At 67.2% G+C, this 22,331-nt stretch carries 25 protein-coding genes and 1 tRNA gene; 3 read left to right on the forward strand and 23 right to left on the reverse strand.

The window, feature by feature from the left end; translation table 11 throughout:
- Positions 1-137: 137 nt before the first annotated feature.
- The 15 genes from J5F18_RS12230 to J5F18_RS12300 all read right to left on the reverse strand — a co-directional run bounded on the left by J5F18_RS12230 (position 138) and on the right by J5F18_RS12300 (position 13,718).
- A complete protein-coding gene (locus tag J5F18_RS12230; RefSeq protein WP_346298899.1) occupies positions 138-506 on the reverse strand; it encodes a hypothetical protein in 369 nt (122 codons plus the stop codon).
- 1 nt (position 507) lies between these two features.
- A complete protein-coding gene (locus tag J5F18_RS12235; protein ID WP_346298900.1) occupies positions 508-972 on the reverse strand; it encodes a flavodoxin in 465 nt (154 codons plus the stop codon).
- Between the two features lie 338 nt (positions 973-1,310).
- Positions 1,311-1,613: an integration host factor subunit alpha gene (gene ihfA / locus J5F18_RS12240; RefSeq protein WP_346298901.1), complete on the reverse strand. Its 303-nt coding sequence runs from the start codon at positions 1,611-1,613 to the stop codon at positions 1,311-1,313.
- Positions 1,614-1,702: 89 nt separating this feature from the next.
- The gene (pheT, locus tag J5F18_RS12245) at positions 1,703-4,099 is read right to left on the reverse strand and encodes a phenylalanine--tRNA ligase subunit beta (protein ID WP_346298902.1); all 2,397 of its coding nucleotides are present in this window, start codon (positions 4,097-4,099) and stop codon (positions 1,703-1,705) included.
- Positions 4,100-4,132: 33 nt separating this feature from the next.
- Positions 4,133-5,152, reverse strand: a complete 1,020-nt coding sequence (gene pheS, locus J5F18_RS12250; RefSeq protein ID WP_346298903.1) for a phenylalanine--tRNA ligase subunit alpha — start codon at positions 5,150-5,152, stop codon at positions 4,133-4,135.
- 120 nt (positions 5,153-5,272) lie between these two features.
- Positions 5,273-5,626: a 50S ribosomal protein L20 gene (gene rplT, locus J5F18_RS12255; protein ID WP_013332273.1), complete on the reverse strand. Its 354-nt coding sequence runs from the start codon at positions 5,624-5,626 to the stop codon at positions 5,273-5,275.
- Between the two features lie 35 nt (positions 5,627-5,661).
- Positions 5,662-5,856, reverse strand: coding sequence for a 50S ribosomal protein L35 (gene rpmI, locus J5F18_RS12260; protein WP_089725334.1), 195 nt, complete (start codon positions 5,854-5,856; stop codon positions 5,662-5,664).
- A gap of 108 nt (positions 5,857-5,964) precedes the next feature.
- Positions 5,965-6,507, reverse strand: coding sequence for a translation initiation factor IF-3 (infC, locus tag J5F18_RS12265; protein WP_346302223.1), 543 nt, complete (start codon positions 6,505-6,507; stop codon positions 5,965-5,967).
- Positions 6,508-6,540: 33 nt separating this feature from the next.
- Positions 6,541-8,439, reverse strand: a complete 1,899-nt coding sequence (thrS, locus tag J5F18_RS12270; protein WP_346298904.1) for a threonine--tRNA ligase — start codon at positions 8,437-8,439, stop codon at positions 6,541-6,543.
- A gap of 262 nt (positions 8,440-8,701) precedes the next feature.
- Positions 8,702-9,352 carry an OmpA family protein gene (locus J5F18_RS12275; RefSeq protein ID WP_346298905.1) on the reverse strand — a complete coding sequence of 217 codons (651 nt, stop codon included), beginning with the start codon at positions 9,350-9,352 and terminating at the stop codon, positions 8,702-8,704.
- Between the two features lie 262 nt (positions 9,353-9,614).
- Positions 9,615-10,082, reverse strand: a complete 468-nt coding sequence (locus J5F18_RS12280) for a DUF2489 domain-containing protein (protein ID WP_346298906.1) — start codon at positions 10,080-10,082, stop codon at positions 9,615-9,617.
- A 313-nt stretch (positions 10,083-10,395) separates the two neighbouring features.
- A complete protein-coding gene (gene cyoE, locus J5F18_RS12285) occupies positions 10,396-11,334 on the reverse strand; it encodes a heme o synthase (protein WP_346298907.1) in 939 nt (312 codons plus the stop codon).
- Positions 11,327-12,391, reverse strand: a complete 1,065-nt coding sequence (locus tag J5F18_RS12290) for a COX15/CtaA family protein (protein ID WP_346298908.1) — start codon at positions 12,389-12,391, stop codon at positions 11,327-11,329. Before J5F18_RS12290 ends, cyoE begins: the two co-directional genes overlap by 8 nt.
- A 5-nt stretch (positions 12,392-12,396) precedes the next feature.
- The gene (locus J5F18_RS12295) at positions 12,397-12,963 is read right to left on the reverse strand and encodes a hypothetical protein (RefSeq protein ID WP_346298909.1); all 567 of its coding nucleotides are present in this window, start codon (positions 12,961-12,963) and stop codon (positions 12,397-12,399) included.
- On the reverse strand, positions 12,960-13,718 hold the full coding sequence (locus J5F18_RS12300; protein ID WP_346298910.1) for an SURF1 family protein: 759 nt from the start codon (positions 13,716-13,718) through the stop codon (positions 12,960-12,962). Before J5F18_RS12300 ends, J5F18_RS12295 begins: the two co-directional genes overlap by 4 nt.
- Before the next feature lie 10 nt (positions 13,719-13,728).
- Between J5F18_RS12300 and J5F18_RS12305 the strand changes: the two genes are divergently transcribed.
- Positions 13,729-13,920 carry a DUF2909 family protein gene (locus J5F18_RS12305; RefSeq protein WP_346298911.1) on the forward strand — a complete coding sequence of 64 codons (192 nt, stop codon included), beginning with the start codon at positions 13,729-13,731 and terminating at the stop codon, positions 13,918-13,920.
- A 42-nt stretch (positions 13,921-13,962) separates the two neighbouring features.
- Here the strand turns inward: J5F18_RS12305 and J5F18_RS12310 are convergent, their stop codons facing one another.
- The 5 genes from J5F18_RS12310 to J5F18_RS12330 form a co-directional block, all read right to left on the reverse strand.
- Positions 13,963-14,823, reverse strand: coding sequence for a cytochrome c oxidase subunit 3 (locus J5F18_RS12310; protein WP_346298912.1), 861 nt, complete (start codon positions 14,821-14,823; stop codon positions 13,963-13,965).
- Positions 14,820-15,416, reverse strand: a complete 597-nt coding sequence (locus tag J5F18_RS12315) for a cytochrome c oxidase assembly protein (RefSeq protein WP_346298913.1) — start codon at positions 15,414-15,416, stop codon at positions 14,820-14,822. Before J5F18_RS12315 ends, J5F18_RS12310 begins: the two co-directional genes overlap by 4 nt.
- Positions 15,417-15,449: 33 nt before the next feature.
- Complete coding sequence (ctaD, locus tag J5F18_RS12320; protein ID WP_346298914.1) at positions 15,450-17,084, reverse strand: cytochrome c oxidase subunit I; 1,635 nt, start codon at positions 17,082-17,084, stop codon at positions 15,450-15,452.
- A gap of 62 nt (positions 17,085-17,146) precedes the next feature.
- On the reverse strand, positions 17,147-18,241 hold the full coding sequence (gene coxB, locus J5F18_RS12325) for a cytochrome c oxidase subunit II (protein WP_346302224.1): 1,095 nt from the start codon (positions 18,239-18,241) through the stop codon (positions 17,147-17,149).
- A 206-nt stretch (positions 18,242-18,447) separates the two neighbouring features.
- Positions 18,448-18,621, reverse strand: coding sequence for a DUF2970 domain-containing protein (locus J5F18_RS12330; protein ID WP_346298915.1), 174 nt, complete (start codon positions 18,619-18,621; stop codon positions 18,448-18,450).
- A gap of 160 nt (positions 18,622-18,781) precedes the next feature.
- On the opposite strand from J5F18_RS12330, the gene J5F18_RS12335 reads away from it, so the two are divergent.
- Positions 18,782-19,135 (forward strand): hypothetical protein, encoded by a 354-nt coding sequence (locus J5F18_RS12335; protein WP_346298916.1) that lies wholly within the window; start codon positions 18,782-18,784, stop codon positions 19,133-19,135.
- A gap of 48 nt (positions 19,136-19,183) precedes the next feature.
- Here J5F18_RS12335 and J5F18_RS12340 read toward each other — a convergent pair whose 3' ends face one another.
- The 3 genes from J5F18_RS12340 to J5F18_RS12350 are packed head-to-tail and all read right to left on the reverse strand — an operon-like array spanning position 19,184 to position 21,953.
- Positions 19,184-19,918, reverse strand: coding sequence for an LrgB family protein (locus J5F18_RS12340; RefSeq protein ID WP_346298917.1), 735 nt, complete (start codon positions 19,916-19,918; stop codon positions 19,184-19,186).
- Positions 19,915-20,271 (reverse strand): CidA/LrgA family protein, encoded by a 357-nt coding sequence (locus tag J5F18_RS12345; RefSeq protein WP_346298918.1) that lies wholly within the window; start codon positions 20,269-20,271, stop codon positions 19,915-19,917. The genes J5F18_RS12340 and J5F18_RS12345 overlap by 4 nt, the downstream gene beginning before the upstream one ends.
- Positions 20,272-20,324: 53 nt before the next feature.
- Positions 20,325-21,953: a BCCT family transporter gene (locus J5F18_RS12350; protein ID WP_346298919.1), complete on the reverse strand. Its 1,629-nt coding sequence runs from the start codon at positions 21,951-21,953 to the stop codon at positions 20,325-20,327.
- Positions 21,954-22,165: 212 nt separating this feature from the next.
- On the opposite strand from J5F18_RS12350, the gene J5F18_RS12355 reads away from it, so the two are divergent.
- Positions 22,166-22,242: transfer RNA gene (locus J5F18_RS12355), tRNA-Pro, on the forward strand.
- Positions 22,243-22,331: the final 89 nt, after the last annotated feature.

Below are 22,331 nucleotides of genomic sequence, written 5' to 3' on the forward strand. Positions count from 1 at the left end.
CGCCGAGCGCCGCAGGATGATGCCGCCAGCCATGCGGCCGTCAAGTGTCTCGACTCGGCACCAGCCGCCCGTCACTGAACGGCTGGGCGCTCGGCTTGTAGCTGGGCGCTGCCCGAAGGGCCGCTGGGCGCCGGGCGCTAGGCGCTAGGCGCTTTGACCCAGAGCGACAGGGCGTGGAGCAGCAACCCGAGGGTGGCACCGTGGGCGATCAGCAGCTCCCAGCCGATAAAGTCGGTGAACAGGGCGTGGTAGAGCCCCATGCCGGCCAGCCCCGCCACCATGCAGGCGCCCAGGCGTCCCATCAGGTGGGGGAGGCGCAGCCGAGCCTCGGCCTCGAGCATCCGCCAGTTGACCACGGCTGCGCCGGCCACCACCAGCAGGGCGATGAGGATCAGGTTGAGGCGGCTTGCATGACCGCCCACCAGGTAGCGCGGGATGGTCGACAGCATCAGCAGCAGCAGGCCCAGCATCAGGCTGAGCCGCTCGGGAGTGGGTTGCGCCCCCATCTCAGGCCACCTTGAGCCGCTGGGACTCGATCCACTCCTCGACCCAAGGCAGGGCGGCGTCATCGGCCATGAAGGTCTCCATGGCGTCGACCTCCAGTCGCTCGCCGAGGCGGCTGGCGCCCTGGTCCTGCAGCAGCGCGTCGAGCTGGCGCCCGGCGCCACAGAAGGTCTCTCCGTAGGAGCTGTCACCCAGCGCGATCAGCCCGTAGCGCAGCGAATCGAGCCCGGGACTCTGCTCCTGGATGGCGCGGGCGAAGGGGACGAAGTTGCCCGGGTAGTCGCCGCTCCCGGTGGTGGAGACGCAGAACAGCGCCAGGTCGGTGTGCGACCCGGTGAGGTCATCCAGGGCGGGATTCTCGAAGATTGCCACCTCATAACCGGCCTCCTCGAACAGCGGCTTGACCTGCTCGGCGACGTCCAGAGCGCCGCCATACATGGTACCGACGAAGATCTTGAGCATGGGCATATCTTGGATTTACCAGAGAATTCCGCTCGGATACTAACACGACTCATTGCCGTATCCCATCCCCGAATGGGGCGATTCGCCGCACCCCGGGGCCTGCGACGGCCCGAATGACCCAGTATGATACTGGGTCTTTCATTCCCTGCACGAAGGCAACATACAGCAGACCTTCGAGGCCTGGATCACGCCGATCACGAACGGCGGCCTGATTCTCTATACTCGGCCACCTCCCCAAGGTGGTGATCACCTGGATGCTGGAGAACGGCGGCGGCGTATCAAGAGCGCAGAACGCCACCCCGAGGGGTGGCGTTCTGCAGATAGCGGTACAGCGTTCGCGACGTTCAGCAGAGATCGCCGCGGTAGCCCTCCACCTGGCTCTTGAGCTTCTGCCCGGGTCGAAAGGTCACCACGCGCCGGGCGGAGATCGGAATTTCCTCGCCGGTCTTGGGATTGCGGCCCGGCCGCTCCCGCTTGTCGCGCAGGTCAAAGTTGCCGAAACCGGACAGCTTGACCTGTTCATTCTCGCGCAGGCAGGCGCGTATCTCCTCGAAGAAGGCCTCCACCATGGACTTGGCCTCACGCTTGGAGAGACCCAGCTCGGCATGCAGATGCTCGGCCAGCTCGGCCTTGGTCAGTGCACCCATCTTCACTCCCTCGTATGGGGTCCGCCTCACGGCCGATACCGACTCCCGCGGCGCCTCGTCGGATCCTCCGCACCGCCTGCCCGGAAAGCCTATCCGCGCAGCTCGGCGCCCAGATGCTGACGTGACTCGGAGACGATGGCATCGACCAACTGATTGATTTCCTCGTCATTCAGCGTGCGCGAAGGATGCTGCCAGGTCAAGCCCAGGGCCACGCTCTTGCGCCCTTCCGGCACGCCCTTGCCCTGGTAGACGTCGAACAGGCGGCACTCGGTGAGCCACTCGCCGGCCTGGGCACGGAGGGTGTCGAGCAGCGCCTGGACCGGCAGTTCCTCGTCGACCAGGAAGGCCAGGTCGCGGCGCACCTCCGGAAAGCGTGACAGCGGCGTGAAGACGGGCACCCGCCCGTGGGTCAGGGCGTCCAGGCGCACCTCGAAGAGCACGGCGTCGACCTTCAGGCCCAGCTGGGCGCGCACGGCCGGGTGCAGGGTACCGATCCACCCGGCCTCCTCGCCGCGATGCAGGACCCGCGCGCACTGCCCCGGATGCAGCGCCGGGTGCTCCGCGGGCTCGAAGCGCCAGGCCCCGGGCTCACCGGCCATGGCCAGCAGGCTCTCCAGGTCCCCCTTGAGGTCGAAGAAATCGACCGTCTCGCGGCCGGCGGCCCAGCCCTCCGGCTCCCGGGTCCCGCAGGCCAGGGCACCCAGCATCGGCACCTGGACGAGGTCATCGAGCTCGCCGCGGAACACCAGGCCGGTCTCGAAGAGCCGCACCCGGGTCTGCTGCCGATTGAGGTTGTGCATCAGGGCGCGAATCAGTCCCGGGAAGAGGCTCGCCCGCATCACCGAGAGATCCGCGGAGATGGGATTGGCCAGCACCGGCGAGACGGCCTCAGGCAGCAGCGCCTTCTGCAGCTCCGGGGCGACGAAGCTGTAGGTCACCGCCTCCTGGTAGCCGCGGGCCACCATCTGGCGACGCAGACGGCCCTGCGGGGTCCGCGCCTCGTGGTCGGGACGCAGGGCGAGCCTGGCCAGGGGGCGACGCACCGGCAGCCGGTTGTAGCCGTGGATGCGCGCCACCTCTTCGATCAGATCCTCCTCGATGGCGATATCGAAGCGCCAGCTCGGCGCCACGGCACGCCAGCCGAGCGCATCGGCCGTGACCGCCATGCCCAGGCGCTGGAGGATCTCGGTGACCTCCTCGACGGGCAGCGCCTTGCCCAGCGCCTGCTCGAGGCGTGCCGCGCGCAGGCGCACCGCGCGCTCGGTGGGCAGGTGCTCGGGGCTGGCCACCTCCACCAGAGGACCCGGCTCGCCGCCGGTGATCTCGAGCAGCAGCGCCGTGGCACGCTCGGCGGCCTCGCGGGCCAGGAGCGGGTCGACGCCGCGCTCGAAGCGGTGGGAGGCATCGGTGTGCAGGCCGTAACCGCGCGCCTGACCGGCCACCGCCAGGGGGGCGAAGAAGGCCGACTCGAGGAAGATGTCGCGGGTCTCGCCATTCACCCCGGAGTGCTCGCCGCCCATCACCCCGGCGATGGCCAGCGGGCCGCGCTCGTCGGCGATCACCAGGGTGTCATCGGCCAGGGTGATCTCCTGGCCGTCGAGCAGCACCAGGCGCTCGCCCTCGCGGGCCAGGCGCACGATCACCGCCCCGTGGAGGTTGGCGCGATCGAAGGCGTGGAGCGGCTGGCCGAGCTCCAGCATCACGTAGTTGGTGACGTCCACCACCGGATCGATGGAGCGGATGCCGCTGCGACGCAGCCGCTCCACCATCCACAGCGGCGTCTCGGCGGTCACGTCGACCCCCTTGATCAGGCGGCCGATGTAACGCGGGCAGTGCTCGGGGTCCTCAACGCGCACCGGGAAGGTCTCGTCATGGGCTGGGGCGACCGCCTCGATGGCCGGTCCCTGGACCGCCAGGCGGTTGAGCACGCCCACCTCGCGAGCCAGGCCCTTCACGCTCAGGCAGTCGCCGCGATTGGGGGTCAGGTCCACCTCGATGGTGAGGTCGTCCAGGCCCAGCCAGGTGCGGAAGTCCTCGCCCACCGGCGCGCTCGCCGGCAGCTCGAGGATACCCGGCGAGGTCTCCTCCTCGAGGCCGAGCTCGGAGGCGGAGCAGATCATGCCGTGAGACGTCTGACCGCGGAGCTTGGCCTTCCTGATCTTGAAACCAGGAGTCTTGGAGTCGCCGGGCAGCACAGCGCCGACCCGGGCGAAGGGCACCTTCTGGCCCACTGCCACATTGGGCGCCCCGCAGACCACCTGCACCGGCTCGGCGGAACCATCACTCACCTGGCAGACGCTGAGCTTGTCGGCGTCGGGGTGCTGGACCTTCCCCACCACCTCGGCGACCACCACCCCCTCGAAAACCGCCGCCACGGGCTCCACGGCATCGACCTCGAGACCGGCCATGGTGATCTGGTCAGCCAGGGCCTGGGTGCCAAGCTGCGGCGACACCCACTCGCGCAGCCACTGTTCGGAAAATTTCATGACAAATCCTGTGTTCTGCTGGTGCGAGGGAGGTCAGGCGAACTGGCGGAGGAAGCGCAGGTCGTTGTCGAAGAACAGCCGCAGGTCATTCACGCCATAGCGCAGCATGGCCAGGCGCTCGGCGCCCATGCCGAAGGCGAAGCCGGTGTAGCGCTCGGCATCGATGCCGGAATGGCGGAACACCTCGGGGTGCACCATGCCGCAGCCCATCACCTCCAGCCAGCCGCTGTGGGAGCAGACCCGGCAACCCTCGCCGCCGCACATCACGCACTGGATATCGACCTCGGCGGAGGGCTCGGTGAAGGGGAAGTAGGAGGGACGAAAGCGCACCGAGAGATCGTCGCGCTCGAAGAAGGCGTGCAGGAAGTCCTCGATGGTGCCCTTGAGGTCGGCGAAGCTGACGTCCTCGTCCACCAAGAGCCCCTCCACCTGGTGGAACATGGGGGTGTGGGTCAGGTCGGAGTCGCTGCGGTAGACGCGGCCCGGGCAGACGATGCGAATGGGCAGCTGGCCCTGCTTCATGGTGCGCACCTGGACCGGCGAGGTGTGGGTGCGCAGGAGGCGGGTGGCGTCGAAGTAGAAGGTATCGGCCATGCCCCGGGCCGGGTGATGGGCCGGGATATTGAGCGCCTCGAAGTTGTGGTAGTCGTCCTCGATCTCCGGCCCCACCGCCACGTCGTAGCCGATGCGGGTGAAGAGCCCTTCGATCCGCTCCAGGGTGCGGGTCACCGGATGCAACCCGCCACCGGCCTGGCCGCGCCCCGGCAGGGTCACATCGAGGCGTTCCGCGGAGAGCCGCGCCTCCAGCGCCGCCTTCTCCAGGGTCGCTCGACGCCCCTCCAGCTCCTCGGCCAGCGCCTGCTTGGCCTGGTTGATGCGTTCACCGGCCGCCGGACGCTCGGCGGCCGGCAACTTGCCAAGCCCCTTGAGCTGCGCGGTGATCTCGCCCTTCTTGCCGAGGTAGCGCACGCGCAGCTCCTCCAGGGCCGGAATGCTCTCGGCGGCCTGGATCGCCTGGCGGGCCTCGGTGACCAGAGTGGGAAGGTGGTCCATCCGTTGCGCTCCGAATTCGAGTGTCAGTCTTCAAGAAAAAGGGGAAGAGCGGCTGCTCTTCCCCCTGAACGTCAGCGCCTGGCCCGCTCGAGCGGGCACACGCGCCGGTGACGCTATCGCTTACTGGGCAGCCTTGGCCTTCTCGACGATGGCAGCAAAAGCGGCCTTCTCGTTGACGGCCAGGTCGGCCAGGACCTTGCGGTCGATCTCGATGCCGGCCTTCTTCAGGCCGCCGACGAAGCGGCTGTAGGAGAGGCCGTGCTGGCGGGCACCGGCGTTGATACGCTGGATCCACAGGGCGCGGAACTGACGCTTGCGCTGGCGACGGTCGCGGTAGGCATACTGCCCGGCCTTGATGACCGCCTGCTTGGCGACGCGGAACACGCGGCTGCGGGCACCGTAGTAGCCCTTGGCCTGCTTGAGAATCTTCTTGTGACGACGACGGGCGACAACGCCACGCTTGACACGAGTCATAGCTTACTCCTGACGAAAATGGGCTCTACCAAGGGTTACAGGTTGGGCAGCATGCGCTGGATCAGCGCCTTGTCGGCGTCGTGAATCTGCTTCATGCCGCGCAGCTGACGCTTACGCTTGGTGGACTTCTTGGTCAGGATGTGGCTACGGAACGACTGCTTGTGCTTGAAGCCGTTGGCCGTCTTCTTGAAGCGCTTGGCGGCGCCACTGTTGCTCTTGATCTTCGGCATGGAAGAACACTCCATTACGAGGTTTTTTTCAGAAAACCCGGGGCCGACGCTGGATGCTACTACCCATCGCCCGTTGAACCGGCCGCCGGATCACTTCTTCTCTACTGCTTACTGCTTCTTCTTGGGGGCAATGATCATGATCATCTGCCGCCCTTCCATCTTCGGGAAGGACTCCACGGTCCCGATCTCCTCGAGATCGGCGGCGATCCGTTCCATCAGCTTGCGGCCGAGGTCCTGGTGCGCCATCTCACGACCGCGGAAACGCAGCGTGACCTTGCCCTTGTCGCCACCTTCGAGGAAACGGATCAGGTTCTTCAGCTTGACCTGATAGTCGCCCTCGTCGGTGCCAGGCCGGAACTTGACTTCCTTGACCTGAATCTGCTTCGTCTTCTTCTTCTGAGCGGCCTTCTGTTTCTTCTGCTCGAAGACGAACTTGCCGTAATCCATGATCTTGCAGACGATCGGATCGGCATTGGAAATCTGCACGAGGTCCATTCCCGCGGCTTCGGCACGCTCCAGTGCATCACTGGTGGGCACGATGCCCAGCTGCTCGCCGTCGCTATCGATCAGGCGGACCTGATCCTCGGTAATACGCTCGTTCATCGGGGGACGCTTGTCCTGGACGCGCCCTCTTGGGTTGCTTCGCTTGATCGCTCAGTCTCCTTAAGACGATTGACGATGTCGTCAGCCGAGTTCGGCGTTCAGACGCTCGATGAGGTCATCGACCCGCACGGTGCCTAGATCCTCGCCGGTGCGCGTGCGCACGGCAACCGAGTCGGCCTCGACTTCCTTATCCCCCACCACGAGGAGATAGGGAACTTTCTGCAACGTATGCTCGCGGATTTTAAAGCCGATCTTCTCGTTCCTCAAGTCCGCCTTGACGCGCAGGCCGATTTTCTGCAAACGCTGCTCGAGATCCAGCACGTAGTCGCGCTGGGCGTCGGTGATATTGAGGATCACCGCCTGCTGGGGCGCCAGCCACAGCGGCATGGCCCCGGCGTAGTGCTCGATGAGGATGCCGATGAAGCGCTCGAAGGAGCCGAGGATCGCGCGGTGGAGCATCACCGGGGTCTTGCGGACGCCATCCTCGTCGACGAACTGGGCGCCGAGGCGACCCGGCAGGTTGAAGTCCAGCTGCAGGGTGCCGCACTGCCAGACCCGATTGAGGCAGTCACGCAACGAGAACTCGATCTTGGGCCCGTAGAAGGCACCCTCGCCCGGCTGCAGCTCCCACTCGAGGCCGGTGGCGTCGAGCGCCGCCTCGAGCCCCGCCTCGGCGCGATCCCACATCTCGGGCTCGCCCATGAAGTCGTCGGGACGGGTGGAGAGCTTGAGCTCCACGTCCTCGAAGCCCAGTTCCCGGTAGACCTTGAGGGTCAGGACGATGAACGCCTCGGCCTCGGCCTGGATCTGCTTCTCGGTGCAGAAGATATGGGCGTCATCCTGGGTGAAGCCGCGCACCCGCATCAGGCCATGCAGGGCACCGGAGGGCTCGTTGCGGTGACAGCTGCCGAACTCGGCCAGGCGCAGCGGCAGGTCGCGGTAGCTCTTCAACCCCTGGTTGAACACCTGCACGTGACAGGGACAGTTCATCGGCTTCACCGCGTAGTCGCGTTTCTCCGACTCGGTGGTGAACATCAGGTCGCTGTAGTGCCCCCAGTGGCCGGACTTCTTCCACAGCGACAGATCGACGATCTGAGGCGTCTTGATCTCCTGATAGCCGTTCTCGACCTGCACCCGACGCATGTATTGCTCCAGGGCCTGGTAGAGGGTCCAGCCGTTGGGGTGCCAGAACACCATGCCCGGCGCCTCTTCCTGGAGGTGAAAGAGATCCATCTTCTTGGCCAGCTTGCGGTGATCGCGCTTCTCGGCCTCCTCGAGGCGCTTGAGATAGGCCTTGAGCTGCTTCTTGTCGGGCCAGGCGGTACCGTAGATGCGCGTCAGCATCGGCTTGCTGGCGTCGCCGCGCCAGTAGGCGCCGGCCAGCTTGGTCAGCTTGAACGCCTTCAGGTGCCGGGTATTGGGCACGTGGGGGCCCCGGCACATGTCGGTATATTCCTCGTGGTGATAGAGACGGATGGTCTCCCCTTCCGGGATCTCGCGCACGATCTCCTGCTTGTAGGTCTCGTCGCGGTGCAGGAAGGTGAGCATCGCGCGGTCGCGATCGACGTATTCGCGGACCACCTCGTAGTCCTGGTCGATCAGCTGCTTCATGCGCTTCTCGATCGCCTCGAGGTCTTCCGGGGTCGCCGAGCGGCCAAAATCGATATCGTAGTAGAAGCCATCCTCGATCACCGGACCGATGGCCATCTTGGCCTCGGGATAGAGCTGCTTGACGGCGTGGCCGATCAAGTGGGCGCAGGAGTGGCGGATGACCTCGAGTCCCTCGGGGTCGCGGGCGGTCAGGATGGCCACCTCGGCGTCGCGGTCGATCACATCGGCGGCATCCACCGCCACGCCGTCGATCTTGCCCGCCACGCAGGCCTTGGCCAGTCCCGGGCCGATGCTCTCGGCCAGCTGCATCACGGTGATCGGTTCGTCGAAGGTTCTCTGGCTGCCGTCCGGCAGGGTCACGATGGGCATGAAGGGGTCCTTGTGCGCAGTGGTGGCCCATACGAGAGACCACGTGTCGCAATGAACGGGGAATGAAAGATGACGCCCGCCCGCTTTCCGGCCATCGCCTGACATCGCGCCTGGCGACGACAGCGAGACAGTGCCGGCCCGGGGAAGGCGCGAGTACCTTAACAGAATCGGCGCTTCACGCCCACCGGCCCGGAACGCAGCGGGGGCGCCCGAAGGCGCCCCCGCTGGCCGGCCGTGTCGCCGGCTCAGGACCGAAAATCGATCACTGACGGTCGATCTCGACGCGACGGTTCAGGGCACGGCCCTCGTCGGTCTCGTTCGAGGCCACCGGGCGCTCCTCGCCATAGCCCACGGTCATCATGCGGGCCGCGGCGATACCCTGGCTGGCCAGATAGTCGCGCACGGAATTGGCACGGCGCTCGGAGAGGCCCTGGTTGTACTGGGCGGAACCCCTGGAGTCGGTGTGACCCTCGATACGGATGCGTACATCGGTGTACTCGCGCAGACGGCGGGCCACCTCGTCCAGGGTCGTCTCGGCAGCGGGGGTCAGCTCATCGGAATCGAAAGCGAAGTTGACCTCGCTGGAGAGCACCACCGGCTCGAACTCCGGTACGGGCTCGGGCTCCGGCATCGGCTCCGGCTCGGCCACCGGTTCCGGGGTACGATCGGCGCACAGCAGGGCGCCGATGGCGGCACCGGCGACGGCACCAGTCGCAGCACCCTCTTCTTCATCGGAGCTGCCGCTGGTGGCGTAGCCGATGCTGCCGCCGATCAGGCTGCCGGCGATACCGCAGGTCACCGGCTGCTGATACCAGGGGCGGTCAGAGGAGGGGGTGGTGTTGGGGGTGGCACAGCCGGCGAGGCCGACCACCAGAGCAGAACCGAGCAACAAGCCAGTCGTGGATTTTCTCATTTTCAAACTCCTTCTCTATTCTTTTGGCTCCAGGGTAGGCAACGGGTGCTTACCGCCCCCAGATGATCCCGACGATCGAGCACGGCGCGTCAGCTTCGCCGCACCCGTCCCAACTCGCCCTGACCGCCAGGGGCCCGGGCAAGGCTGGAAACGGACCAGGCTTGCACGAGACCGGTCCGTCCTCCAATCGCCATGCGCTCAAGGTTAGCAGACTCGCCCGGATATCGTACAGCGTTCGATAACACCGGCGAAGGCAAAAAGTTCAATGCAGGCTGCCGGGCCAGCCGCGCCGAAACTCGAGCGCCGCCCGAGCCGCGTCCAGCACGGCATCGCGAAACTCCTCCTCCACCGCCAGCCGCTCGCGATCCTCCTTGAAGCGCTCCCTGGGGCTGAGCGCCTGACGGGCCTGGTGGGTGTGAAGATGGCGGGTGCGGGCGTGAACCTCCCCGAAGGGACGAAAGGCCTCGCGCTCCAGCAGGCGGGGATCGAGAATCTCTAGCAGCACCTTGCAGCGCCAGGCCCCCTCGGTGACATCCACCTGCTCCTGGATCAGCGCGGAGGCGACCAGCTCGAGGTTCTCCAGGCAGTTGTCATGGGCACGCTGCTCTTCTTCCTCGCGGTAGGCGCGGCGCCGGCGAACTTCCCGCCACAGGGTGAAGGCATAGGCGGCCAGGCCGGCGATGATGGCGAGGCCGAGGCCAACCAGGACAAGGGCAGTGGTGGTGTTCATCGGGGGGTCCTGCGGTTGCGGATGGGGCAGCGGAGATCGAGCATTCTAACGGCCCACCGCGCCCTCCCCCAAACATTGGGCTTTTCGCACTTTAGCGTGAACATGTTTGGCAGGCTTCAAGGTGGGAGGCCGGCTCTGCCGGGCGAATGGAGGCCGAAGGACTCCCAGGCGGTTGGTGCAAGCATAAGCAACACCACCGGGGCACCTTCGGCGCCATTCGCTCGGGGAACCCGAGCTCCCACAAGGCAGCTTCACGCTGATCTGCGATGAACCAAACATTGTGCACCGCCGGCACGAGAACGACGACGCCCCATCAGCCCCACAGCGACCAGGCCATGGCGTAGTGGTCCAGCAGCAGGATCCCGAACAGGGCCAGGATATAGCGGATGGAGAACCAGAAGGCCGCCAGCGGCGCCCGCGGGTCCCGGCCGCGCCACACCCGCCAGTTCCAGACCATGAAGCGCACATTGAGGGCCATCACTCCCACCAGGTAGAGGGCTCCACTCATGCCGATGGCGAAGGGCATCAGGGTCACCGCCACGGTCAGCCAACCGTACAGCCACACCTGCAGCCGGGTGAAGGCCTCGCCGTGGGTCACCGGCAGCATCGGCACCCCGGCGCGGGCATACTCCTCGCGCTTGTGCAGCGCCAGCGCCCAGAAGTGCGGCGGGGTCCAGGCGAAGATGATCAGCATCAACAGCAGCGGCTCGGGGCCCAGCTGGCCGGTCACCGCGGTCCAGCCCAGCAGGGGCGGCGCCGCCCCGGCCACCCCGCCGATCACGATATTCTGCGGCGTGGCGTGCTTGAGGAAGGCGGTGTAGACCAGCGCATAGCCGATCAGCGAGCCCAGCGTCAGCCAGGCGGTGAGCGCGTTGACCTGCCACAGCAGCAGGCCGACCCCGGAGACCGAGAGCAGCGTGGCCCAGGCCAGCGCCACCGAACTCGGCATGCGCCGGGAGGCCAGCGGGCGCCGCGAGGTCCGCACCATCAGCGCATCCAGGCGGCGATCCACCACGTGGTTGAAGGCCGCCGCCCCACTGGCGGCCAGCCCGATGCCCACCAGGCCGTAGACCACCAGGGCCAGCGAGGGGAGCACCGGCCGCGCCAGCGCCATCCCCACCAGCGCGCAGACCAGCATCACCAGCACCACCCGTGGCTTGCACAGGGTCACCAGGTCGCGCCACCCCCAGCGAACGGACGCCAGGGACGCGGCACCCACTGCGCGAACTTCCGTCGTCATGGCCTCAGACATGGACCCACTCCTCCATTACCCGTTGTTCTCTTGCCCCTTCCGCCTTCGACTCGCGCCACACCCAGGCGGCCAGGATCATCACGATCACCAGCGCCACCGCCCCGGCGGTATGCAGCAGGGCAAGCCACAGGGGCAGCCACAGCAGCACATTGGCGATGCCCAGCACCAGCTGGATAGCGTAGACCCCCAGCATGGCACCCAGCCAAGGCCGCAGGTGCGCCTCCCGCCAGTGGCGTACGGCCAGCAGCAGCAGTGCCAGCCCCAGCGCCAGGGCCCCCAGGCGATGCCCCACCTGAATCGCGGTGCGGGCATCGGCGTGGAGTTGCCCATGCAGGTAGTTGGGCCCCACCGTCTGGGTCAGGTGAAACCCCTCGCTCCAGTCCATCTCGGGCCACCACTGGCCGTTGCAGGTGGGGAAGCCCTGGCAGGCAATGCCAGCATAGTTGCTCGATACCCAGCCCCCCAGGGCAAGCTGACCGACGAGCAGCGCTAGGGCCAGCCCCCACAGCGGGGTCAGCCGGCGCCGCGGGGCGGCCACCCCGCCGGGCGCCAGCCGTCCGGTGGCGAAGCGCCGCAGCCGGAGGTGCAGCCACAGGAACAGCAGCAGCACCGCCAGACCGCCCAACAGGTGCAGGGTCACCACCTGTGGCCACAGCTTGAGGGTCACGGTGAAGGCCCCGAAGGCGCCCTGGAGCAGGATCACGGCCAGCAGGGCCAGGCTCACCCCCCAGGGGTAGTCGGGGCGACGACGCAGCGGCGCGCCCAGCACCACCAGGACAATCACCAGCAGCCCCAGGGCCGAGGCCACGTAGCGGTGCACCATCTCCACCCAGGCCTTGAACACCTCCAGGGGCGCCTCCGGTGTATGGGCCAGGGCCCGGCTCTCGTCGGGCACCACCAGCCGGCCGTAGCAGCCCGGCCAGTCCGGACAGCCGAGTCCGGCATCCACCAGCCGCGTGAACACCCCCACCAGGATCACCGCCGCGGTGAACGCCACGCCCACCAGGCTCAGGGTCAGCAGCCATCGCAGACGGCGTCGAGTCTCGTCTTGGGTCATCGCGGTCATCCTTCCCTGCCTGCCGTTCGCTCCGCCAGCGTGCGCTCGCCCCGGCGCACGCCCTCGGGGTTCATGCGCAGCAGGCGGTTCACGTCATCCAGCACGTCCCGGGCCTCCACCTCGGGCCCGTAGCCGAGCACCGGGCGGCCGTGGGGGTCCATCACCCACAGCCCGTCCGCATGGCGCCAGGCGGGCACCTCACCCCACTGGGCGACCGCCTCGCCGGGCAGCGCCTCGGCCTCGCCGCCGACGCGCAGCCGGCTGACGCGCGGCGCCTCGCGGCCCAGCGCACGATGCAGGCGCCACCACTGGTCGGCCAGGGCCTCGCAGCGCTCCGCGCAGTCGAAGGCCAGCACCCAGTCCCCGGCGAGGCCCGGGGCGGGCTCACCGGCCAGCGGCCAGGCCGCCAGCACCGGGATGTCCGGCGACAGCTCACCGTGAGCGGTGCGCTGCTCGGGAATGCCGATCCGCCAGGTGACCATGACCCAGGCCAGCAGCGGGGGAACGGCAAAGAGGGCCAGCAGCGCCAGCAACTTGGCCCTGGGATGGCGAATCACGCCGGGCGATCTCATCGGGTCGACTCCTCATGGCAAGGGGAAACGGCAGGCGGTCGGGACGGGCCACGGGGATCGCCGCCGTCGCGATCGCGCCCCAGGCGACGGCCGCCGACCAGCATCACCACCAGGGCGGCCAGGGCCAGGCCCCACCACTGCACCGCATAGCCCAGATGGCGACTCGGCGGCATCACGCTGGGCGTCCACCAGGGGGTGAGCCGGCCGGGCCCCGCCTCGAGGTGCAGCCAGCCGTCGTGGGCGAAGGGGAGATCCCAGGCGTCGAGCTGCATCCGCTGCAGGCGCTGGCCCTCGCGGTTGGGGCCGAACAGCGGCGCCCCCCGGCCCGCCACCTGCCAGCGCCCCTCGAGGGTCACGCGGCCCTCGGGGGTCGCCACCTCCGGCGTCTCGCGGCCGGCACCGCTGGCCAGGAAGCCGCGCTGCACCAGCCACAGGCGGCCGTCGTCGGTACGCAGCGGGGTCAGCGGCGCCACGCCGTGGCGACCCTCGACGACGCGGTTGTCGAGGAACAGGGTGTGATCCGCCAGGTACTCGCCGGTGAGGGTCAGGCGGCTGCCGTCGGGCGGCGCCTGGCGGGGGGCCTCCAGGTGCGGCGCGGCCTCCAGCGCCGCCAGGTAGTCCCGCTTCTCGCCGGCCCGCTCCCACTGCCACAGCCCCAGCGCCAGGCCCAACACGACCAGCGCCGACCAGAGTCCCCACCACAGGCGTTGCCGCCAGGGGCCGCGACGGGCATGCTGGGAGGAAGAATCGTTCAAGGAGTACTCCATGCTGCTCAAGGTACTGATCGCTCTGGTGTTCCTTACCATGGTCTCGAGCCTGGCCGCCGGTGCGGGCTTCCTGCTGCGCGACGGCCAGGCCTCCCGGCGCCTGCTGATCTCGCTCAAGGTCCGGGTGACCCTCGCCGCCACCCTGCTGGCCCTACTCTTCTACGGCTTCTATGCGGGCAACCTGGGCTAGCCCCGGGGCGGCGGATGGCCGCCCCGCGATCCCCACACCGGCTCAGAAGACGTAGACGAACAGGAACAGACCGATCCATACCACATCCACGAAATGCCAGTACCAGCAGGATGCCTCGAACCCGAAGTGGTTGTCGCTCGAGAAGTGGCCGCTCTGGATGCGCACGAACATCACCGCCAGGATGGTGGCCCCGATGATCACATGGGCCCCGTGGAAACCAGTGAGCAGGAAGAAGGTCGCCCCGTAGATGCCCGCGTCCAGGGTGATGCCGTAGTAGGTGTAGGCCTCGTAGTACTCCACGCCCTGGATGATGATGAAGGCGATCGCCAGCACCAGGGTGGCGAACAGCCAGTTGCGGGTGGTCTCGCGACGCCCCTCCTTGAGCCCCTCGTGGGCCACCGTCAGGGTGATGCTCGAGGCCACCAGGATCAGGGTGTTGACCAGCGGCAGCTGCCAGGGACTGAAGGTCTGGGCCGGGCCCGCGATGGCAGGGTCCGGCGGGCTCATCAGCGGCCAGCTGGCGGTGAAGTCCGGCCACAGCAGCGCCGCCACGCCCTTGGCCCCCTCCCCGTCCAGCCACGGCAGGGCGAAGGTCCGGATGTAGAAGAGCGCCCCGAAGAAGGCGGCGAAGAACATCACCTCGGAGAAGATGAACCAGGCCATGCCCTGCCGGAAGGAGCGATCCATCTGGGCGTCGTACAAGCCCTGGCGGGACTCACGCACTACGTCGCGAAACCACAGTCCCATCACCGCCAGCACCGCCAGCAGCCCCAGCACCATCACCGAGGTACCGCGGTCGTGGACCAGCATCATGCCGATGCCGACCATCATCACCCCGAGGGCCAGGGACCCCAGGATCGGCCACTTGCTGGTCGCCGGGACGTAGTAGCTGCCACCACTCATGCCTCATCTCCTTTGCCGGCAGTCGCCCTGGCCTGGAGCGGCTCGTCTCGGGTGACCGGATACAGGGTGTAGACCAGGGTTACGGTGTTGACCTCGGGGGGCAGGTCGCGGGCCAGCTGGAACACCAGCGGCAGCTCCAGCCGCTCGCCGGGGGCCAGGTGCTGCTCCTCGAAGCAGAAGCAGCTCACCTTGCGCAGGTGGCGGGTCGCGCTCGACGGTGACACGCTCGGGACCGCCCTGCCCCAGGTGCCCTCGCCGCTGGCATTCTGGAAGGCGAAGCCCACCTCGGCGCTCTGCCCCGGGTGGATGCGCACCTGCCGCGTCTCCACCTCGAGGTTCCAGGGCAGCCCGGAGCCGTTGCGGGTGATGAACTGCACCGTCACATAGCGCGAATCGTCGACCTCCTCGTGGACGATGGCCTGAGCCGTGGTGTCCACCTTGCCGTTGATGCCGGTGACGCGGCAGAAGACGTCATACAGCGGCACCAGGGCGAAGGCGAAGGCGAACATGCCCACCAGCACCGCCACGGAGCGCACCACCGTGCGGCGCACGCCGGGGTTGACGGGGGGCTGCTGTCCGGGATCGAGCGACATGGGAACCTCCTCCGGGCGAATGGACCAGCCGGTTCAGTGAGTCTCGGGACGGAAGTGGGGCGGCGTCTCGAAGGTGTGCAGCGGAGCCGGGCTCGGCACCGTCCATTCGAGGTCCTCGGCGCCCTCCCAGGCCTTGGCCGGTGCCTTCTCGCCACCGCGCACGCAGAGGATCACCACCGCCACGAAGATCAGCTGCGACAGACCGAAGAGGAAGGCGCCCAGGCTCGACACCAGGTTGAAGTCGGCGAACTGCAGGGCGTAATCGGGGATGCGCCGCGGCATGCCGGCCAGGCCCGAGAAGTGCATGGGGAAGAAGGTCAGGTTGACCCCGATCACCGACAGCCAGAAGTGCCACTGGGCCAGCCTGACATTGGGGTAGTGGCCGGTCCACTTGGGCAGCCAGTAATAGACCCCGGCCATGATGGCAAATACCGCCCCCGGCACCAGCACATAGTGGAAGTGGGCCACCACGAAATAGGTGTCATGGTATTGGAAGTCGGCCGGCGCGATGGCCAGCATCAGGCCGGAGAAGCCCCCGATGGTGAAGAGCACCACGAAGGCCAGCGCGAAGAGCATCGGCGGTTCGAAGGTGATGGAGCCGCGGAACAGGGTGGTGATCCAGTTGAACACTTTCACCCCGGTGGGCACGGCGATCAGCATGGTGGTGTACATGAAGAACAGCGTGGCAGCCAGCGGCAGCCCCACCACGAACATGTGGTGCGCCCACACCAGGAAGGAGAGGACGGCGATGGAGGCGGTGGCGTAGACCATGGAGGCATAGCCGAACAGCGGCTTGCGGGCGAAGGTCGGAATGATCGCCGAGACGATGCCGAAGGCCGGCAGGATCATGATGTAAACCTCGGGATGGCCGAAGAACCAGAACAGATGCTGGAAGAGCACCGGGTCGCCGCCGCCCGCGGCGTTGAAGAAGTGGGTGCCGAAGTTGATGTCCATCAGCATCATGGTGATCACCCCGGCCAGCACCGGCATCACCGCGATCAGCAGGAAGGCGGTGATCAGCCAGGTCCAGACGAACAGCGGCATGTCCATCAGTCGCATGCCCGGGGCGCGCATGTTGAGGATGGTGGCCACGATGTTGATGGCGCCGAGGATCGAGCTGATCCCGGCAATATGCAGCGAGAGGATGAAGAAGGTGGTCGACGGCGGCGCATAGGTGGTCGAGAGCGGCGCGTAGAAGGTCCAGCCGAAGTTGGGCCCGCCACCGGGCATGAACAGGGTCGAGAGCAGCAGCAGGAAGGCGACCGGCAGCAGCCAGAAGCTGAAGTTGTTGAGGCGCGGCAGGGCCATGTCGGGCGCGCCGATCTGCAGTGGAATCATCCAGTTGGCCAGCCCCGTGAAGGCCGGCATGACCGCCGCGAAGACCATGATCAGGCCATGCATGGTGGTCATCTGGTTGAAGAACTCGGGGTTGATCAGGTTGAGGCCGGGCTGGAACAGCTCGGCGCGCACCACCAGGGCGAAGATCCCGCCGATGAAGAACATGATCAGCGAGAAGATCAGGTAGAGACTCCCGATCTCCTTGTGGTTGGTGGTGAGCAGCCAGCGCAGGATGCCACGCGGCGGCGCATGGTGAGCCGACGCCTGGCCGCCGGCGGTGGCGGTGGTGCTCTGCTCGACGGGGTGATGCGGAGGCAGCTTGGGCGCCATCGTGGATCTCCCTGATCTGTCGTTGTTCTTGGAGGGGTGTCGGGGGCGTGAACCGGGCGACGCTACTGCGTCAGCTGCTCGGCCACCTCGGCGGGCTGCACGGCGTCTCCGGTCTCGTTGCCCCAGGCGTTGCGGGTCCAGGTGGTGACGGCGGCGATCTCGACCGGGTTGAGCGTGCTGCGGAAGGCCGGCATCGCCGTGCCGGACGCCCCGTTGATGATGATGTCGAGGTGCCAGTCGAGGTCGTCGATCAGCCGCTGGTTACCGGCCAGCGCCGGGAAGGCGGCCGCGCCTTCCCCCTCCGGCTGGTGACAGGAGGCGCAGATGCTGGCGTAGACGCTCTCGCCACGCGCCATCAGTTCATCCATCTCCCAGTCGCGGTCCACACCCAGGGCCTCTTGCTCGGCCTCCTCCTTGCGTTCGGCCAGCCAGGCATCGAACTCCTCCTCCTCCATGGCGTGCACCACGATGGGCATGAAGCCGTGATCCATGCCGCACAGCTCGGCACACTGGCCGCGATAGATGCCGGGCTCGTTGATCCGCACCCAGTTCTCGTTGATGAAGCCGGGAATGGTGTCCTGCTTGACCGCGAAATCCGGCACCCACCAGGAGTGGATGACGTCATCGGCGGTCATCAGGAAGCGCACCTTGCGATTGATGGGCAGCACCAGCGGGTTGTCCACCTCGAGCAGGTAGTGCTCCCCACGCGGTTCCTCGCCGCGGATCTGGGCGCGGGGCGTGCTCATGCTGGAGTTGAAGGCGACATCCTCGCCCAGGTACTCATAGCGCCAGCGCCACTGCTGGCCGATGATCATCACGTCGAGCTCGGCGTCGGAGGCGTCATAGATCTTCTTGAGGGTGGCGGTGGCCGGCACCGCCATGCCGACCAGAATCAGCAGGGGGATGGTGGTCCAGATCACCTCCACGGTGGTGTTCTCGTGGAAGTTGGCCGCCTGGGCACCGCGGGAGCGACGGTACTTGAACAGGGAGTAGAACATCACCCCGAACACGATCACCCCGATGACCACGCAGATCCAGAAGATGGTCATGTGCAGGGTGTAGATCTCGCGACTGAGATCGGTCACCCCCACCGGCATGTTCCAGCCGCTGGCCAAGGCCGCAGGGAGCATCAGGGTGCCGCCCGACAGCCCCGCCATCCACAGGAGCAACGTGCGCATCGGCGCCTCCTCTTGATTGTTGTTGTCGTCCGCGTGGCCCGGCCGGTGTCCGGGGGGCCACGGCGGGGGCGTCGGGGAGCGCCCCTCACCAGGCGTTCACGCGAATATTAGTCACGCCTGGTGGGAGTATAGAGGTCCCGGACGCTGCAAAACGGCCACCGCCCGCCCGCCCGCCAACGCCAGTTTCAACGCGAGACACCGATAGCCACCGCCGCCACCACGCCGACCAGGACCAGCGCCAGCAGGATTCCCACGACGATGAAGGCGGCCGGATTGCCCTGCTCGAAGTCCTTCCGGCGCTGCTGCTCACGCTGCACCCCGAAGAAGGCCGCCAGCACGGACTTGACCACTTGCCACATGGATACCTCCTTGGCGGCTGCCTGGCCGGCAGCCACGACATGATCGCGGTCAAGAGAGGCCGACTTCACCACGGCCAACTCCCTGCCCCTCCCCTATACTCTATAGGCAAACTATCCCTATCCCGAATCGCGCCCCTGCAGGGCCCGAGAGGAGACAACGATGAAGAGCAACCCCTTCGGCATGGACATGAGCATGATGAATGCCAACCCCATGCTGGCCTGGTGGCAGCAGCAGTGGATGCAGGGAACCCACCCCATGGCCCGCCTGCAGGCGGCCTGGATGGAGAGCCTGGCCCAGGCGATGGAGTTCGAGGCCCAGTACCTCAAGGCGATCGCCGAGAGCGGCGAACAGCTCTCGCAGTGTTTCGGCGGCGAGACGCCCTCGACCCCGGAAGAGGTCCAGGCCTGCTATCAGAAGCTCGTCGAGCAGGTCAACGGCGCGCACGTGAAGCGCATGGAGCAGGCCGCCCAGCTCAGCCACGACTTCCGCCAGCGGCTCTGGGAAGAGATCTAGCCAGCCCCACCCCGAGCCTCCTGCCACGGCGCCCGAGGGCGCCGTGTTTCATGCCCCCAGGCCGAACAGCCGGGTCAGCAGCGGCAGCAGGAAGGCCGTGAGCAGGCCCGCCAGCCCCATGGCCAGCCCCGAGAAGGCGCCGGCCACCGCCCCGATGCGCGCGAAGGCCTGGGCGGTGCCGAAACCGTGGGCGGCCAGGCCCAGGGAGAAGCCCTGCACCGCCGGGTCCTCCACCCGCAGCAGCCGGAACACCCAGGGTGAGAGCGCGCAGCCGATGGAGCCGGTCAGCAGCACCAGGCCCACGGCCAGCGACGGGATCCCGCCGATCTGCTCGGCGATGCCCATGGCGATCGGCGAGGTCACCGAGCGCGGTGCCAGCGAGAGCAGGGTCTCGTGGCGGGCCCCCAGGGCCATGGCAATCCCCAGGGTGGTCGCCACCGCCGTGACGATGCCCGCCAGGCAGGCGATCAGCAGCGGTACCAGCAGGCGACGGACCCGCTCGCGGTGGTCGTAGAGGGGAATCGCCAGGGCCACGGTGGCCGGCCCCAGCAGGAAGTGAATGAACTGGGCGCCCTCGAAGTAGGTGGCATAGTCCATGTCGACCAGCAGCAGCAGGCCGATCAGAATGGCGATGGCGAGAGTCACCGGGTGCAGCAGCGGCGTGCCGCCCAGGGCGCGATTGAGGCGCACCGCCAGGGCAAACGCCAGCAGCGTCGCCAGCAGCGAGAGCAGCGGGCTGCCGGAGAGATAGACCCACAGCTGGTCCAGGGGCGCGACCTTCATGGCGATCTCCTCCCCCGGCGATTCAGCCGGTCGAGGATCCAGGCCGTCACCCCCAGGGTGACGGCCGTGGAGACCAGCAGGGTCACGAGAATCGGCCACAGGTCCTGCCCGATCTGCCTGAAGTGGACCATCAGTCCGACCCCCGCCGGCACGAACAGCAGCGTCAGGTAGCGCAGCAGTCCCTCGCCGGTCATGCGCAGGCTCTTCGGCACCTTGCCCCGCACCATCAGCCCCACCAGCAGGATCACCATGCCGAACACCGGCCCCGGGACCGGCAGCATCAGGCCACGCGCCAGCAGCTCGCCCAGGAACTGACAGATCAGCAGCACGCTCATCCCCATGATCAGCGGCATCGTCGTCCTCCTCCTCGTCGGCGGGCACGGCAGAGACTGCCGCCCCGGATGGCTCAGTGAGGCTTGTGGGCCTCGTCGCCCGACACCGGCACCGGCTCGGCGCCGGCATCGTCCAGGTCGGCCCAGGGCTCGCGCGGCGCCTCGACCCGCTCACCGGTACGGGCGGCATAGCGTTCGCGATGCAGGGCCTTGAGCAGCCCGGCGATCATCAGCATGATCACCACCGAGAACGGTAGCGCCGCCATGATCACCGCCGCCTGCAGGGTCTCCAGGCCGCCGGCCATCAGCAGCACCGCGGTGAGCACCCCCAGCACCACCCCCCACAGGATCCGGTGCCGGGTCGGCGGCTCGGGGTCGCCACCCGACAGGATGGTGTTGATCACCAGGGTGCCGGCATTGGCCGAGGTAATCAGGTAGGTAGCGATCAGCACCACCAGCGCCAGCGACACCCCCTGCCCCACCATCCCGAGTCCCATGGCCTCGATGGTCGCGAACAGCGCCGTGGCCACGTCACGGTCCACTGCGGCGATGATGCCACCGCCCCCGAACAGCTCGTGGTAGAGGGCGGTACCGCCGAACAGCCCGATCCACACCACGGTGATCACCGTGGGCACCAGCAGCACCCCCATCACGAACTCGCGGAAGGTGCGGCCGCGGGAGACCCGGGCGATGAACATGCCCACGAACGGCGACCAGGCCAGCCACCAGCCCCAGAAGAACACCGTCCACTCGGCCTGCCAGCCATCCTCGCGGGTCGCGTTGGTGTGGAAGGTCATGCCCAGCAGGTTCTGGATATAGTCGCCGGCCGACTCGACGGTGATGGCGATCAGGTACTGGGTCGGCCCGAACAGCAGCAGGAAGACCACCACCGCGATGCTCAGCCAGAAGTTCGCCTCGGAGAGCAGCCGCACCCCCTTCTTGACCCCGGACACCACCGAGAAGGTAGCGATGCTCATGATCACAGCGATGACGGTGAGCTGCAGCCACACCGAGCTCTCGATCTCGAACAGCGCACCCAGGCCGGCATTCATCTGCTGCACTCCCAGCCCCAGGGTCGTGGCGATGCCGAACACCGTGCCGAACACCGCCAGCACATCGACGGCATCCCCTAGCCCGCCCTCCACGCGCTTGCCGAACAGCGGCTGCAGGCAGGAGCGGATGGTCAGCGGCAGGTTCCAGCGATAGCAGAAGTAGGCCAGCACCAGCGCCACGAAGGAGAAGATCGCCCAGCCGTTGAGCCCCCAGTGGAAGTAGGTCAGGCGCATGGCCACCCGGGCGGCATCCGGGGTCATGCCCTCCGCAATAAAGGGGTTCTCCTGGAACTGCAGGATCGGCTGGGCCACCGCCCAGAACAGGATTCCCACCCCGGTACCGGCGGCGAACAGCATCGACACCCAGGAAAAGAAGGTGAACTCCGGCTGCTCGAAGTCGCCGCCCAGGCGCACGTTCTTGTAGCGCCCCGCACCCAGCCACACCATGAACAGCAGCAGGAAGGCCACCAGCAGCACGTAGTACCACTCCAGGAAGGGATCCAGCACCCCGCGGGCCAGCGACAGCCCCGCGGCCAGCCGGTCGGTGAAGAAGGCCCCGTAGACCAGCGCCACCCCGACGATGACGATCGCCACCAGCGTGATGCGCGGATTCATCCCCTTGAAGAGACCCCGCTCTGCCTGCCCGTACATGCCGTGATCCTTGTCGCCTGGGAAAATGAAGCGGCGGTCCCGCCCGCCAGGCGGACCATGATAGAGCATAGGCAGCCGGAGTTCAGGGCGGGCACAATCCCAACCAATTGAATCGAAAGTGCAAAAGGGGCTTTTCATTTGCCTGCGAACGCGCTAGTATACGCCTCGTTCTCGGGGGACAGGCCAGACGGCCAGGAAACCGAAAACCGTGTCGGAGCGTGGCGCAGCTTGGTAGCGCGTTGCAATGGGGTTGCAAAGGTCGCAGGTTCGAATCCTGTCGCTCCGACCAAAGAACACTGTAAAAACCGCCGCTTAGGATCATCGTCCAGCGGCGGTTTTTCGTTGAACCCTGATTCAGGTAGCGAATTTCGAGCACGC

It is taken from the genome of Halomonas sp. BM-2019 (genome assembly GCF_017584085.1).

Coding starts and splice junctions, on each gene's coding strand:
- ihfA (WP_346298901.1), bottom strand. CDS start 1,613: ATGGGTGCACTGACCAAGGCCGAGCTGGCCGAGCATCTGCATGCCGAG.
- J5F18_RS12235 (WP_346298900.1), bottom strand. CDS start 972: ATGCCCATGCTCAAGATCTTCGTCGGTACCATGTATGGCGGCGCTCTG.
- J5F18_RS12310 (WP_346298912.1), bottom strand. CDS start 14,823: ATGAGTGGTGGCAGCTACTACGTCCCGGCGACCAGCAAGTGGCCGATC.
- pheS (WP_346298903.1), bottom strand. CDS start 5,152: ATGGACCACCTTCCCACTCTGGTCACCGAGGCCCGCCAGGCGATCCAG.
- ctaD (WP_346298914.1), bottom strand. CDS start 17,084: ATGGCGCCCAAGCTGCCTCCGCATCACCCCGTCGAGCAGAGCACCACC.
- pheT (WP_346298902.1), bottom strand. CDS start 4,099: ATGAAATTTTCCGAACAGTGGCTGCGCGAGTGGGTGTCGCCGCAGCTT.
- J5F18_RS12315 (WP_346298913.1), bottom strand. CDS start 15,416: ATGTCGCTCGATCCCGGACAGCAGCCCCCCGTCAACCCCGGCGTGCGC.
- cyoE (WP_346298907.1), bottom strand. CDS start 11,334: ATGTCTGAGGCCATGACGACGGAAGTTCGCGCAGTGGGTGCCGCGTCC.
- J5F18_RS12280 (WP_346298906.1), bottom strand. CDS start 10,082: ATGAACACCACCACTGCCCTTGTCCTGGTTGGCCTCGGCCTCGCCATC.
- J5F18_RS12275 (WP_346298905.1), bottom strand. CDS start 9,352: ATGAGAAAATCCACGACTGGCTTGTTGCTCGGTTCTGCTCTGGTGGTC.
- J5F18_RS12350 (WP_346298919.1), bottom strand. CDS start 21,953: ATGTACGGGCAGGCAGAGCGGGGTCTCTTCAAGGGGATGAATCCGCGC.
- J5F18_RS12295 (WP_346298909.1), bottom strand. CDS start 12,963: ATGAGATCGCCCGGCGTGATTCGCCATCCCAGGGCCAAGTTGCTGGCG.
- thrS (WP_346298904.1), bottom strand. CDS start 8,439: ATGCCCATCGTGACCCTGCCGGACGGCAGCCAGAGAACCTTCGACGAA.
- J5F18_RS12290 (WP_346298908.1), bottom strand. CDS start 12,391: ATGACCCAAGACGAGACTCGACGCCGTCTGCGATGGCTGCTGACCCTG.
- rpmI (WP_089725334.1), bottom strand. CDS start 5,856: ATGCCGAAGATCAAGAGCAACAGTGGCGCCGCCAAGCGCTTCAAGAAG.
- J5F18_RS12230 (WP_346298899.1), bottom strand. CDS start 506: ATGGGGGCGCAACCCACTCCCGAGCGGCTCAGCCTGATGCTGGGCCTG.
- J5F18_RS12335 (WP_346298916.1), top strand. CDS start 18,782: ATGAAGAGCAACCCCTTCGGCATGGACATGAGCATGATGAATGCCAAC.
- coxB (WP_346302224.1), bottom strand. CDS start 18,241: ATGGCGGGGCTGTCGGGCGGCACCCTGATGCTCCCTGCGGCCTTGGCC.
- J5F18_RS12330 (WP_346298915.1), bottom strand. CDS start 18,621: ATGTGGCAAGTGGTCAAGTCCGTGCTGGCGGCCTTCTTCGGGGTGCAG.
- J5F18_RS12345 (WP_346298918.1), bottom strand. CDS start 20,271: ATGCCGCTGATCATGGGGATGAGCGTGCTGCTGATCTGTCAGTTCCTG.
- J5F18_RS12305 (WP_346298911.1), top strand. CDS start 13,729: ATGCTGCTCAAGGTACTGATCGCTCTGGTGTTCCTTACCATGGTCTCG.
- rplT (WP_013332273.1), bottom strand. CDS start 5,626: ATGACTCGTGTCAAGCGTGGCGTTGTCGCCCGTCGTCGTCACAAGAAG.
- J5F18_RS12340 (WP_346298917.1), bottom strand. CDS start 19,918: ATGAAGGTCGCGCCCCTGGACCAGCTGTGGGTCTATCTCTCCGGCAGC.